Raw genomic sequence first — 12,627 nt, 5'->3', positions numbered from 1 at the left:
CGCAGTGTCCTGAGCTACCGGCACCAACGTTTGCTGAATGTGGATTGTAGATAACCTCGGCGGGACGATGGTAGTAGTGAAGTGGGTAATCTGTGGCACAATTTGACTGTGCCGCATATAGCCAGCAGAGGACCGGGCCGCCCGCCTGCAGCAAAAGCTGCAGATACCCGCGAGCGAATCCTGCAGGCCGCCCGCGCGGTCTTCAGCGAACTCGGCTACGACGCGGCGACCTTTCAGGCGATCGCCATTCGCTCGGATCTCACCAGGCCCGCGATCAATCACTACTTCGAGAGCAAACGCGTTCTCTATCGTGAGGTGATCGAGCAGACCAACGCGATGGTGGTCGAGGCCGGGTTCGAGCGGGCGAAGGCTCAGCCTACGCTTCTGGCCAGGTTGTCGACGTTTTTCTCGGTGGTCATGCAGGCCGACAGCAAGGATCGTTCGGTGGCGGCCTTCCTGGTGACGTCGGTGCTGGAGTCTCAGCGCCATCCCGAACTCGCCCAGGAGCCGCACGACTCGCTGACCAGCTCCCGGGCCTTCGTGTCCTGGGCGGTCCAAGACGCGATCGACACTGGTGAGCTAACCACCGACGCCGACGTGGAGACGCTCGTCGAACTGCTCGTCGCGGTGATGTGGGGGATGGGCTTCTACGCCGGATACGTCGGCTCATACGAAGATCTGGAACGCGTCATGGAGAAGTTCGAACTACTTCTGGCAAACAAATTATGGGAGTTGCCGGAGTAACTACCGGCTGCGCCAGCACATAGCTAATCTAACTTGTTCGGTATCATGGCGGGGGACCGATCGCCCACCTCTGCTCGACCGAACGGAAGCCCCATGAGCTCACTGCGCACGCACGACGACAGCTGGGACATCGCCACCAGCGTCGGGACCACCGCCGTGATGGTGGCGGCGGCGCGCGCCGCCGAAACCGATCGTGACGATCCGCTGATCCGCGACCCCTACGCCAGGATGCTGGTGGACGGCACCGGCGGCGACGGGGTGTGGAACTTCATGCTCGACAAGGAGTTCGTCGCCAAGGCCGCCGAGATCGACGCCGAGGCGGCCGCGATCTTCGACCACATGGGCAGCTACCAGGCCGTCCGCACGAAGTTCTTCGACGAATTCTTTTCGGGGGCGGTGAGTGGGGGGGTGCGCCAGGTGGTGATCCTGGCGTCGGGACTGGACTCCCGCGCGTACCGGCTGGACTGGCCCGCCGGCACCACGGTGTTCGAGATCGACCAGCCGAAGGTCCTGGAGTACAAGGCCGAGGTGCTGGCCGACCACGGCGTGCAGCCGTCGGCGCAGCGCCATGCGGTGCCCGTCGACCTGCGCCATGACTGGCCGGCGGCACTGATCGGTGCGGGGTTCGATGTCACCGCACCGACGGCCTGGCTGGCCGAGGGGCTGCTGATGTATCTGCCCGCCGAGGCTCAGGACCGGCTGTTCACCCAGGTCACCGAGCTCAGTGCGGCGGGTAGCCGGATCGCCGCGGAGACGGCCCCAAACCAGGCCCAGGAGCGCCGCGCCGAGATGAAGGCGCGTTTCGATGCCATCAGGGAGAAGTTCGGCATGGCCGACACCCTCGATGTGGCCGAGTTGATGTACAACGACCCAGACCGCGCCGACGTCGCGGTCTGGCTGGCCGGGCACGGCTGGGACAGCTCGGCGGTGAAATCGGCCGATGAGATGCGCCGACTGGGCCGCTGGGCGCTGCCGAGCGGTCCCGACACCCCCAGCGATGACGCGTTTTCCTACTTCGTCACCGCGGTTCGCCGGTAAACGGGCGCGGCGGGGTCTTCTGACCGCCCAACCAAGTGGTTAGTATTCGGGGCATCCCTTAGGTGGAAGGACGCCCGCCCCGTGACCAGTACTGATACGACGCCGGAGACGCCGGTGGCGGCACCCGATATCCCGGCGATCGTCGCCGATGTCCGCAAGGCCTTCGCCACCGGCCGAACCCGCGATGTGCGCTGGCGCCAACAACAGCTGCTGGCCCTGCAGAGACTGGTGATCGACAACGAGCCGGCCATCGCCGCCGCGCTCGACGAGGACCTCGGCCGCCAGCCGTTCGAGGCATGGTTGGCCGATGTCGCCAGCGTGGCCGCCGAGGCCGGCGACGCCGCCAAGCACGTCGCCAAATGGACCCGCCGCAAACACCGCAGGCTGGAGTTCTCGCAGTTGCCGGGCCGCGGCTGGATCGAATACGAGCCGTTCGGCACGGTGTTGGTGATCGGGGCGTGGAACTTCCCGTTCGCCCTGACGCTGGGCCCGGCGGTGGGCGCGATCGCGGCGGGCAACGCCGTGGTGCTCAAACCTTCGGAGCTGGCACCGGCGTCGTCGGCGCTGATGGCCGAGTTGGTGCCGCGCTACCTGGACCCGCAAGCCGTGGTCGTCGTCGAGGGCGACGGTGCGGTCAGTCAGGCACTCATCGAGCAGGGCTTCGACAAGCTGTGTTTCACCGGCGGCACCGAGATCGGCCGCAAGGTGTATCAAAGTGCGGCAGCGCATCTGACGCCGGTCACCCTCGAGCTGGGCGGCAAGAGCCCGGTGATCGTCGCCGCCGACGCCGATATCGAGGTGGCCGCCAAGCGGATCGCGTGGACCAAGCTGATCAACTCCGGCCAGATCTGCATCGCCCCCGACTATGTGTTGGCCGACGCCAGCATCAAGGATCAACTGGTCGACCGGATCAAGCAGGCGGTGACGGCCTTCGAGGCCGAGGCCGGCGGTGGCAAGCGGATCGTGAACCGGCGCCACTTCGACCGGCTGGCGTCGGCGGTCGCGGTCACCACCGGTGATGTGGTGATCGGCGGGGGTTCCGACGCCGACGCGCTGGAGATCGACGCGACGGTCGTCGTCGACCCGGCGCTCGACGAGCCGCTGATGACCGACGAGATCTTCGGCCCCATCCTGCCCATCGTCACCGTCCAGAACCTGGACGAGGCAATCGATTTCGTCAACGCGCGGCCCAAACCGCTGGCGGCCTACCTGTTCACCAAGTCCAAGGCGACCCGGGAACGGGTGATCCGCGACGTGCCGGCCGGCGGCATGGTGGTCAACCACCTGATCTTCCACTTCGCCACCACCCGGCTGCCGTTCGGCGGCGTCGGGCCGTCCGGCATCGGCGCCTATCACGGGCGCTTCGGGTTCGAGGAGTTCAGCCACCGCAAGTCGGTGCTGACCAAGCCGACCCGGCCCGACCTGGCCAAGATGATCTATCCGCCCTACACCGAGAAGGCATGGAAACTGGCCCGCAGGATCTTCTGAGGCACGAAAAAGGGGGCACCCGCACGGGTGCCCCCCATTTCGGTTCGCGCTCAGTGGCTCTGATGCACGGTGGTGTCCACCTGCGGGGCCGTCGCGTGCGGCTGGATGTCGTAGATCCAGTCGTGGTGGGTGATGTCCGCCGAGGCCGGGGCGCCCAGGCCCAGCACGGCAGCCGTCAGTCCGCCGGCGATGATCGTGCCGATGCCCAGGTTCTTGATGTTCTTCATGATGGTGCTTCTCTCTTCTGGCGTCTCAGGTGCTTTTCGCGCCCTCTGATTGGTTTAAACGCACAGGTCAGCGAGGTAATCCCGATGGCGGTGATTGATCGGTGGTTGGCAGGAACCAGCGCTCGACCGACCCGGTCTATAGCGCTGGAACCGACTTCCGTATACAGAAGGTTGTCGTCCGACAGCCGGACAGAAAACCGTGGAGAGGAATCCCATGCCCGGAGTGCAGGATCGCGTCGTCGTCGTCACCGGAGCCGGTGGCGGACTGGGCCGTGAGTACGCCCTGACGTTGGCCCGTGAGGGCGCCAGCGTCGTCGTCAACGATCTCGGCGGTGCCCGGGACGGATCCGGCGCCGGACACAACATGGCCGACCAGGTCGTCGACGAGATCAAGGCTGCCGGTGGCCGTGCCGTCGCCAACTACGACAGCGTCGCCGAGCCTGAGGGCGCCGAGAACATCATCAAGACCGCCATCGATGAGTTCGGCAAGGTCGACGGTGTGGTGAGCAACGCCGGCATCCTGCGTGACGGCACCTTCCACAAGATGACCTTCGAGCAGTGGGATGCCGTGCTCAAGGTGCACCTCTACGGTGGTTACAACGTCATTCGCGCCGCATGGCCGCATTTCCGTGAGCAGAGCTTCGGCCGTGTCGTCGTCGCGACCTCGACCAGCGGTCTGTTCGGCAACTTCGGTCAGGCCAACTACGGCGCCGCCAAGCTCGGCCTGGTCGGCCTGATCAACACGCTGGCCCAGGAAGGCGCCAAGTACAACATCAAGACCAACGCGGTTGCGCCGATCGCGGCCACCCGGATGACGCAGGACATCCTGCCGCCCGAGGTGTTCGAGAAGCTGACCCCGGAATACGTCGCACCGGTGGTGGCGTACCTGATGACCGAGGAGCTGCCCGACACCGACTCGGTCTTCATCGTCGGCGGTGGCAAGGTGCAGCGCACCGCCCTGTTCCAGAACGAGGGCATCACCTTCACCGAGGTACCGTCGGTCGACGATATCGCCGCCAAGTGGGGTGAGATCACCGATCTGTCCGCAGCGCAGGCCGCGAGCTTCAAGCTCGGATGAAAGCGCTTGTCGCACAGTCTCTGACAGGTACCGACGGTCTGGCCTATATCGACGTCGCCGATCCCGGGGCTGCGGACTCGGTGATCATCGACGTCGGCGCGGCCGGCGTCTGCTTCCCGGACCTGCTGCTGTTGCGCGGCGAGTACCAGCTGCGCCTCGATCCGCCGTTCATTCCGGGGATGGAGGTGGCCGGCACCGTCCGTTCGGCGCCGGCATCGTCGGGTTTCGTTGTCGGTCAGCGGGTTTCGGCCATGTCCATGCTCGGCGGCTACGCCGAGCGGGTGGCCGTGGCGCCGTCGAGCGTGGTGCCCACCCCCGACGGTGTCGACGATGCGTCGGCGACGGCCCTGCTGGGCAACTACTACACCATGTACTTCGCTCTGCAACGCCGCGCGGCGTTGCGGGCCGGGGAGACGGTGCTGGTGCTCGGTTCGGCCGGCGGTATCGGCGTGGCGGCCATCCAGATCGCCAAGGCGCTCGGCGCCCGGGTGGTGGCGATGGTGCACCGGCCCGGTGCGCAGGATTTCGTGGCGGGCGTGGGCGCCGACGTGGTGCTGCCACTCGGCGACGGCTGGAAGCAGGCGGTGCTGGATGCCACCGACGGTCGCGGTGTCGATGTGGTGGTGGACCCGGTCGGCGGTGCGGCCTTCGATGACGCGATCCGGGTGCTGGCCCCCGAGGGGCGGCTGCTGGTCATCGGATTCGCTGCCGGACAGGGCATTCCGACGGTCAAGGTGAACAGGCTGTTGCTTCGCAACGTCAGCGTGGTCGGTGTCGGCTGGGGTGAGTTCCTACGGCACGAGCCGGCCGCGCAGGCCGAGGTCGGAGCCGGGCTGGCCGCGCTGGTGGCGGCCGGGCTGCGGCCGCCAGCTCCGGTCACCTACCCGTTGGCCGATGGTGCGACCGGTCTGCAGGCGCTGGCGGACGGCGAGATCAGGGGAAAGCTCGTCCTCGTTCCGTAGCCTGAAGCGGTGAGTACCCTCGGCGTCGTCCTGGTCGCGCTGGTGATCGCCGTGGGATTGGCCGGCATCGTGATCCCGATCCTGCCCGGCGGGCTGCTGGTGTTCGCGGCCATCCTGGTCTGGGCGGTGGTCGAACAGAGCACGGTGGGCTGGGTGACGCTGGGCATCGCCGCGGCATTGTTCGTGGCCGCGGAGGTGATCAAGTACACCTGGCCGGTGCGCCGGATGCGGCAGGCGCAGGTCGGTACGTGGAGCCTGGTGGCCGGGGCGATACTGGGCGTGATCGGGTTCTTCGTGGTGCCGGTGCTGGGTCTGGTGCTCGGCTTCATCCTCGGGGTGTATCTGGCCGAGTTGGCCAAACGCCGGGATCAGCGCCGCGCCTGGGCGTCCACCGTGCACGCCCTCAAAGGGGTGGCGCTGTCGGTCGGCGTGGAGTTCACCGGGGCGCTACTGGCCACCATCACCTGGCTCGTCGCGGTGCTCGCCTGGTGATTTCGGCTTGGGTTGGCGCCCCGATCACCCGATCAGGGCCGAGCGCAGCCTGGTGATCTGCTCCGGCGTCACCTCGGCGACATCCAGGAAGCCGGCAAGCGACCCGTACTTCTCGTCGCGTACCCGCCACGCCGCGTCCAGGTACTCCGCACGCACCCCGAGGACCTCGTCGGTCAGCCTGGCTTCGGCGAAGGTGAGCACCTCGGGCGTTTCGCCGGCACGGGCGCGCACCTGCTCGAGGATGCGTTCGCGCAGGGGGGCGATGGCGTCATTGCTGCGCAGGAAATCCGTCAGGATCGCGTCCCGGTCGACGCCGACGGCCTCCAGCACGGTCGCCACGGTGAATCCGGTGCGATCCTTGCCGGCGAAGCAGTGCGCCAGCACCGGCGCGCGGTCGGCGAGCAACGAGATCACCCGGCGTACGGCGGTCTGTGCACCCGGCAGGGCGGGGAACTCCTCGTAGACCTCGGCCATGTAGCGCTTGGCCGACTCCGCGACGTCCTCGTCGGCAGGGGACTCGGACATCACCCGCTGAAAGGTCGATTCGTGCGGGGCGTCCTGCTCGCTGTCGTCGTCGAAGTGGAACGGCAGCAGGTGGATCGACACACCGTCGGGCACATGCCCGCCACCGCGGCGCTCCACCTCACGGTGGGAGCGCAGATCGGCGACATCGGCGATGCCGAGTTCGACGAGTCGCCGGCCGCCGTCATCGGTGAGCCGGCTCAGTTCACTCGACCGGTACAGCAGGCCGGGACGGATCCCGGTCTGCTCGGCGACGTCGCGAAAGTTCCAGGCGCCCGACAGTTCCACGCCCTTACTTTGTCACAGCCGCCGCGAACGCCGATTTCTCGCGCCCGAGTTCGGCGCGGGCGATGGTGCGCATGTGCACCTCGTCGGGCCCGTCGAACAGGCGCATCGCGCGGTGCCAGGCATAGAGACGGGCCAGCGGGAAATCGTCGGACACTCCGGCGCCGCCATGCACCTGGATGGCCCGGTCGATCACGTCGCAGGCGATCTGCGGGGCCACCGACTTGATCTGCGACACCAGCACATGGGCGGCCTTGTTACCCTCCTGGTCGATCGTCCATGCCGCCTTTTCGCACAGCAGCCGGGCCTGATCGATCTCGTTGCGGGACTTGGCGATCTGCTCGCGCACCACCCCCTGCTCGGCCAGCGGCTTGCCGAACGCGATGCGCGACTGCACGCGGTCGATCATCAATGCCAACGCCCGTTCGGCCGCCCCGAGGGCACGCATGCAGTGATGGATCCGGCCCGGGCCCAACCGGGCTTGGGCGATCGCGAACCCGCTGCCCTCCTCGTGCAGCAGGTTCTCCACCGGCACGCGCACGTTGTCGAACACGATCTCGCAGTGCCCGTGCTGGTCCTGCCACCCGAACACCGGCAACGAGCGCTGGACGGTGACCCCGGCTGTATCAACGGGCACCAGGACCATCGACTGCTGCTGATGCGACGCGGCATCTGGATTGGTGCGGCCCATCACGATCAGCAGCTTGCAGCGCGGATCGGCGGCCCCGGTGATCCACCACTTGCGGCCATTGATGACGTAGTCCCCACCGTCGCGCAGCATGGTGGTCTCGATATTGCGGGCATCGCTGGAGGCCACCGCGGGCTCCGTCATCGCGAACGCGCTGCGGATCTCCCCGGCCAGCAACGGCTGCAGCCACTGCTTGCTCTGCGCCTCGGTGGCGAACAGGTGCAGGGTCTCCATGTTGCCGGTGTCCGGCGCGGCGCAGTTGAGCACCTCGGGCGCGATCTCCATGCTCCACCCGGACAGCTCGGCCAGCGGCGCGTACTCCAGGTTGGTCAAGCCCGACTCCGAGGGCAGGAACAGATTCCACAACCCGGCGGCCTTGGCCTTGACCTTGAGCTCTTCGACCACCGGCGGCACCGTGTGATCCTTGGGGCCCATCTGGTCGCGATAGGCGTGGTACGCGGCCTCGGCCGGGAAGACATTCTCGACCATGAAGTCGGAAAGCCGCTTGTGGTAATCAGCCGCCTTGGCAGACATCGCGAAGTCCATGACCGCCACGATAGGCCACTTGGTTAGACAAGTAGAAAGGAGGCATGAGCACAACGCCGCCCGGACCGCGCCCGCCGTTCCCGCCCTTCACTCCAGAAACAGCCGTGCAGAAGGTGCAGGCCGCAGAGGACGCCTGGAACACCCGCGACCCGGAGCGGGTGAGCTTGGCCTACACCCCCGACTCGCAGTGGCGTAACCGCGACCTGCACATCGTCGGTCGGGCCCAGATCGTCGAATTCCTCACCGCCAAGTGGGAGCGCGAACTCGACTACGTCTTGCGCAAGGGTCTGTGGTCGTTCAGCGAGGACCGGATCGCCGTGCGGTTCCAGTACGAGTGGCACGACACGCGCGGCCAGTGGCACCGCAGTTACGGCAACGAGTTGTGGCAGTTCGCGCCCGACGGGTTGATGGCTCGCCGGGAGGCCAGCATCAACGATGTGGCGATCGACGAATCGGAGCGCCGCTATTTCGGTCCGCGTCCGCAGTCCGAGTACAGCCAGGACTTTCCGTTGTTCTGACGGTCAGGGCGAGCAGACCCGACAGGACGGCCAACCCGATGACCGTCCCGGCCACCGCCGGCCAGCCCGCGGCGTCGAAGGCCAGGCCGCCGAGCCAGCCCAGCACGCTGGAGCCGGCGTAGTAGCAGAGGTTGTACAACGAGGACGCCTGCGCTTTGCCTTCGGCGGCGGCCGTTCCCACCCACCCGGACGCGATCGAGTGGGCCCCGAAGAAGCCGGCGGTGGCGAGCACCAGCCCGGCCAGCACGGCGAAGATGTTGTCGCTGAGGGTGATAGCGGTGCCCACGATCATGGTTGCGGTCGAGGCCAGCAGTACCGGGCGCCGGCCGAACCGGCTCGCCTCGGCACCGGCGCGTGCCGAGGCCCAGGTGCCGGCCAGGTAGGCCAGAAACACCAGGCTGACCAGGGTTTGCGGCAGGTGGAACGGTGCGGCCAGCAGCCGGAAGCCCAGGAAGTTGTACATCGCGACGAATCCACCCATCAACAGGAAGCCCTGGCCGAACAGCGCGAGCTGGCGGGGTGAACGCAGATTCGTGAGCAGTTTGCGGCCCAGATCGTGGCTGCGTGACGGCGTGAAGCCGCGGGCCCGCGGGGCCAGCCTGACGAATGCCGTTGCCGCCAAGGCGCATAACACGGCCACCGTCAGCACACCGGCCCGCCAGCCGGCGTACTGCGCGATCGGCCCGGTGATCAACCGCCCGGCCAGCCCGCCGATGGTGGTGCCGGCCACATATGTGCCCGCGGCCCGGGCGGCGTGACCGGACGCGATCTCCTCGGTCAGGTACGCGATGGCGACGGCGGGGACACCACCGAGCATCAGACCTTCGGCGAGTCTGCCGCCGAGCAGCAGTGGCGCCGACGGAGCGAACGGCACCAGCAGGCCGAGAACCGTTGCCGCGGAGACGGATACCGTCATCGCCTGGACCCGGCCGATCCGGTCGGCCAGTACCGACCACGGGATCACGCCGAGTGCCAGGCCGACGGTGGCGGCTGAGACGGTGAGTGCGGCATGCGCGGCGCCGGTGCCCAGGTCGGCGGCGATCAGCGGCAGGACGGCCTGGGGGGAGTACAGCTGCGCGAAGGTGGCGACACCGGCGCAGAACAGGGCGGCCAGCAGCCGGCGGTACTCCGCCGAGCCACGCGAATGCCCCTGCCAGGTAACGGGGTTTGCCAGCGAGGTCACTCAGACGACGGTAGGACGCCCGAACAGATGTGTCCAATGCATGAATCTAGGAGAGTTCATGACGATTCTGCATGACAAACCGGATCACCCGTTCGGCTGCCGGCGGCACCTCGCGGACTGCGCTCCAGGTGAGACCGATCTGCCGCTTGGCCGCGGGCTCGGTGAGCGGGATGTAGGCGGCGCCGGGTTCGGCGCGCTGCGCCCTGGGCACCGGGACGACCGCCACCCCGAAGCCGGCCGCCACCAGACCTTCCATGGTCGGGATCTCCATCGCCTCGAAGACGACGGACGGGTCGATGCCGGCCTGCACGCACAACTCGTCGGTGAGCTGGCGCAGCCCGAAGCCGGGCGCCAGGCCGACAAACGGTTCGGCACCCGCGTCGGACAACCGGATCCGGCTCCGCCGCGCGAAGGGGTGCGCACGGGGCACCGCCAGGCACAGCCGCTCCACGTAGAGCCCGCGCCAGGGCAATCCTTGCGGGCGGGGTGAGGTGATCGCGAGGTCGGCCTGCCCGTCGGCGAGCCGTTCGACGATCGCGTGGGCGGGGCCCTGGAACAGCTCGAACCGCACCCGCGGTGCCTCGGCCCGGAACCGCCGCAACAGATCCGGAACGAATCCGCCGGCCTGCGAATGCAGGAAAGCCAGCCGCACCAGCCCGGTTTCCGGATCCCGCAGTGCGGCGATCCGTTCGGTGGCCGAGCGTATTTCGGCAATGCTGCGGCGCGCGTGCTCCAGCAGGATGCGGCCGTAGGAGTTGAGCACCAGCCTGCGGTTGACCCGGTCGAACAGCGGTGCACCGATTCGAGACTCCAGCCTGGCCAGCGCCCGCGACAACGTCGGCTGGCTGATGCCGAGCTCGGCGGCGGCGTCGGTGACGTGTTCGGTCTCGGCCAGCACGACAAACCACGCCAGCTCGTCCACGTCCATGCGGTCGACTCTTCCGGCAACGGGAAGACAAACACGCCTTTTGGATCGGCGTGTCGAGGCTGGGACGCTGTGACAAGCTGGCTCGCATGCAGGACTCGGGACAGAAGGTCGCGGTGGTGGTCGGCGATGACCATCCGATGTTCCGGGATGGTGTGGTGCGTGCGCTGGTGGCCAGCGGATCGATCGACGTTGTCGCCGAGGCCGACGACGGTGTGGCCGCGCTGGCGGCCATCCGCACCCACAGACCCGCGGTGGCGCTGCTGGATTATCGGATGCCGCGAATGGACGGCTCCGAGGTTGCCGCTGCGGTGGTGCGCGACGAGCTGCCCACCCGGGTGCTGTTGATCTCGGCGCATGACGAATCGGCGATCGTCTACAAGGCCCTACAGGACGGCGCGGCCGGCTTCCTGTCCAAGGAATCGACCCGCAGCGAGCTGGTCAACGCGGTGCTCGAGTGCGCACGGGGGCGAGACGTCATCTCGCCGGCGCTGGCCTCGTCGCTGGCCGGCGAGATCCGCCGCCGCAACGAGCCCGACGCGCCGGCGCTGTCCGGCCGCGAGCGGGAGGTGCTGACCATGATCGCGCGCGGGCTGAGCATCCCCGCGATGGCCAAGGAGCTTTATCTGGCCCCGTCGACGGTCAAGACCCATGTGCAGCGGCTCTACGAGAAACTGGGCGTCGGTGACCGCGCCGCCGCCGTGGCGGAGGCGATGCGCCGCAAGCTGATCGACTGACGTGGCACGCATAGTCGACTTCTTCGCGGCCCAACCGGTCCGGGTGTCCGCGGTGCTGCGGCTCCCGCTGATCGCGCTCATCGCGGTGCTGGTGTGGATCTGGGAGGTCGATCACTGGCTCCCGGGCCTCTACGCGGCGGTGTTGGGCGGGTACGCGGTCGCGGCGGTGATATGGGTGCTGGCGGCGGTGCGCGGACCGCTGCCGCGCTGGGCGGACTGGGCGTCTACCGGCGTCGACGTGCTCGTCATCGTGGTGCTGTGTCTGGTGTCCGGCGGGGCGACCGCCGCACTGCTGCCGGTGTTCTTCCTGTTGCCCATCACGGTGGCGTTCCAGGACCGGCCGTGGCTGACCGGCATCATCGGAACGCTCACGGCCGCCGCATATCTGTCGGTGTGGATCGTCTACTCCAAACGCGACGACCGCATCGGCCTGCCCAACATGGTCTACACCCACTTCGGATTCCTGGTGTGGCTGGCGGTGGCCACCACCGCGTTATGTCTTGTGCTGTCCCGTCGTTCGGCCAGGGTCAAGGCGTTGCTGGAGGTGCGCCGCCAGTTGGTGTCCGAAGCGATGCAGGCCGACGAACGGCACAACCGCGAGGTGGCCGAGAGCTTGCACGACGGCCCGCTGCAGAATCTGCTGGCCGCCCGGATGGAGCTCGACGAGATCCGGGAAAGGATGCCCGATCCCGCACTTGACGCGGTACACGCCGCCCTGCAGGACACCGCAAAACAACTGCGCAACACGGTGACCGAACTGCACCCCCAGGTGCTTGCGCAGCTCGGCCTGACGGCCGGGGTGCGGGAATTGCTGCGCCAGTTCCAATCTCGTGTCCCGTGCGAGGTGCACGCAGATCTGGACGACGTCGGCAAGCCGGAATCGGAGGCGCTGATGTACCGGGCGGCCCGGGAACTGCTGGCCAACATCGGCAAGCATGCGCGCGCGAAAGTGGTCGACATCAGGCTGGCGTGTGTCGACGGCCGGGTGGTGCTGACGGTGGCCGACGACGGCGTCGGCTTCGATCCCGCCCTGGTGGCAGACCGGGTCGCTGCGGGCCATATCGGCCTGGGTTCGCTGCTGGTCCGGGTGGACGCAATGGGTGGGGTGATGGACGTCGAGTCCGCGCCGGGTCGCGGCACGACCGTCACGGTGACCTCGCCGCCAGGGCCCGGCGGGTAAACCTCTCGCTGGTG

The 12,627-nt window shown here is 67.8% G+C and carries 14 protein-coding genes; 9 read left to right on the top strand and 5 right to left on the bottom strand.

What is annotated here, in order from left to right; translation table 11 throughout:
* Positions 1-108: 108 nt before the first annotated feature.
* The 3 genes from ACXPWS_RS30510 (at position 109) to ACXPWS_RS30500 (ending at position 3,270) form a co-directional block, all read left to right on the top strand.
* Positions 109-744, top strand: coding sequence for a TetR/AcrR family transcriptional regulator (locus ACXPWS_RS30510; RefSeq protein WP_458713758.1), 636 nt, complete (start codon positions 109-111; stop codon positions 742-744).
* Between the two features lie 93 nt (positions 745-837).
* The gene (locus ACXPWS_RS30505; RefSeq protein WP_458710224.1) at positions 838-1,782 is read left to right on the top strand and encodes a class I SAM-dependent methyltransferase; all 945 of its coding nucleotides are present in this window, start codon (positions 838-840) and stop codon (positions 1,780-1,782) included.
* Positions 1,783-1,863: 81 nt separating this feature from the next.
* On the top strand, positions 1,864-3,270 hold the full coding sequence (locus ACXPWS_RS30500) for an aldehyde dehydrogenase family protein (RefSeq protein WP_458710223.1): 1,407 nt from the start codon (positions 1,864-1,866) through the stop codon (positions 3,268-3,270).
* A 50-nt stretch (positions 3,271-3,320) separates the two neighbouring features.
* Here ACXPWS_RS30500 and ACXPWS_RS30495 read toward each other — a convergent pair whose 3' ends face one another.
* On the bottom strand, positions 3,321-3,497 hold the full coding sequence (locus tag ACXPWS_RS30495) for a hypothetical protein (RefSeq protein ID WP_458713788.1): 177 nt from the start codon (positions 3,495-3,497) through the stop codon (positions 3,321-3,323).
* A gap of 214 nt (positions 3,498-3,711) precedes the next feature.
* Here ACXPWS_RS30495 and ACXPWS_RS30490 point away from each other — a divergent pair, with 214 nt between their 5' ends.
* From ACXPWS_RS30490 to ACXPWS_RS30480, 3 genes are read left to right on the top strand one after another with little or no spacing between them, the layout of a single operon-like run.
* Positions 3,712-4,575, top strand: coding sequence for an SDR family oxidoreductase (locus ACXPWS_RS30490; RefSeq protein WP_458710222.1), 864 nt, complete (start codon positions 3,712-3,714; stop codon positions 4,573-4,575).
* Positions 4,572-5,537 (top strand): NADPH:quinone oxidoreductase family protein, encoded by a 966-nt coding sequence (locus tag ACXPWS_RS30485; RefSeq protein WP_458710221.1) that lies wholly within the window; start codon positions 4,572-4,574, stop codon positions 5,535-5,537. Before ACXPWS_RS30490 ends, ACXPWS_RS30485 begins: the two co-directional genes overlap by 4 nt.
* Positions 5,538-5,546: 9 nt before the next feature.
* Positions 5,547-6,029: a DUF456 domain-containing protein gene (locus tag ACXPWS_RS30480; RefSeq protein WP_458710220.1), complete on the top strand. Its 483-nt coding sequence runs from the start codon at positions 5,547-5,549 to the stop codon at positions 6,027-6,029.
* 24 nt (positions 6,030-6,053) lie between these two features.
* Here ACXPWS_RS30480 and ACXPWS_RS30475 read toward each other — a convergent pair whose 3' ends face one another.
* Both ACXPWS_RS30475 and ACXPWS_RS30470 read right to left on the bottom strand, forming a co-directional pair.
* Positions 6,054-6,839, bottom strand: coding sequence for a tyrosine-protein phosphatase (locus ACXPWS_RS30475; protein ID WP_458710219.1), 786 nt, complete (start codon positions 6,837-6,839; stop codon positions 6,054-6,056).
* Positions 6,840-6,843: 4 nt separating this feature from the next.
* Positions 6,844-8,058 carry an acyl-CoA dehydrogenase family protein gene (locus ACXPWS_RS30470; RefSeq protein ID WP_458713757.1) on the bottom strand — a complete coding sequence of 405 codons (1,215 nt, stop codon included), beginning with the start codon at positions 8,056-8,058 and terminating at the stop codon, positions 6,844-6,846.
* 56 nt (positions 8,059-8,114) lie between these two features.
* Here ACXPWS_RS30470 and ACXPWS_RS30465 point away from each other — a divergent pair, with 56 nt between their 5' ends.
* Complete coding sequence (locus ACXPWS_RS30465; RefSeq protein ID WP_458710218.1) at positions 8,115-8,588, top strand: nuclear transport factor 2 family protein; 474 nt, start codon at positions 8,115-8,117, stop codon at positions 8,586-8,588.
* On the opposite strand, the gene ACXPWS_RS30460 is transcribed toward ACXPWS_RS30465, so the two are convergent.
* Together ACXPWS_RS30460 and ACXPWS_RS30455 are read right to left on the bottom strand one after the other, a co-directional pair.
* Positions 8,500-9,771, bottom strand: a complete 1,272-nt coding sequence (locus ACXPWS_RS30460) for an MFS transporter (protein WP_458710217.1) — start codon at positions 9,769-9,771, stop codon at positions 8,500-8,502. The genes ACXPWS_RS30465 and ACXPWS_RS30460 overlap by 89 nt on opposite strands.
* Positions 9,772-9,817: 46 nt before the next feature.
* The gene (locus ACXPWS_RS30455) at positions 9,818-10,699 is read right to left on the bottom strand and encodes a LysR family transcriptional regulator (protein ID WP_458710216.1); all 882 of its coding nucleotides are present in this window, start codon (positions 10,697-10,699) and stop codon (positions 9,818-9,820) included.
* An 86-nt stretch (positions 10,700-10,785) separates the two neighbouring features.
* Between ACXPWS_RS30455 and ACXPWS_RS30450 the strand changes: the two genes are divergently transcribed.
* Together ACXPWS_RS30450 and ACXPWS_RS30445 are read left to right on the top strand one after the other, a co-directional pair.
* Positions 10,786-11,433, top strand: coding sequence for a response regulator (locus ACXPWS_RS30450; protein ID WP_458710215.1), 648 nt, complete (start codon positions 10,786-10,788; stop codon positions 11,431-11,433).
* Position 11,434: 1 nt separating this feature from the next.
* Positions 11,435-12,613, top strand: a complete 1,179-nt coding sequence (locus tag ACXPWS_RS30445) for a sensor histidine kinase (protein ID WP_458710214.1) — start codon at positions 11,435-11,437, stop codon at positions 12,611-12,613.
* Positions 12,614-12,627: the final 14 nt, after the last annotated feature.

It is taken from the genome of Mycobacterium sp. BMJ-28 (genome assembly GCF_054404835.1).
Note: the sequence above shows the minus strand (reverse complement) of the source record. Positions and strands in the feature narration are given on the sequence as shown.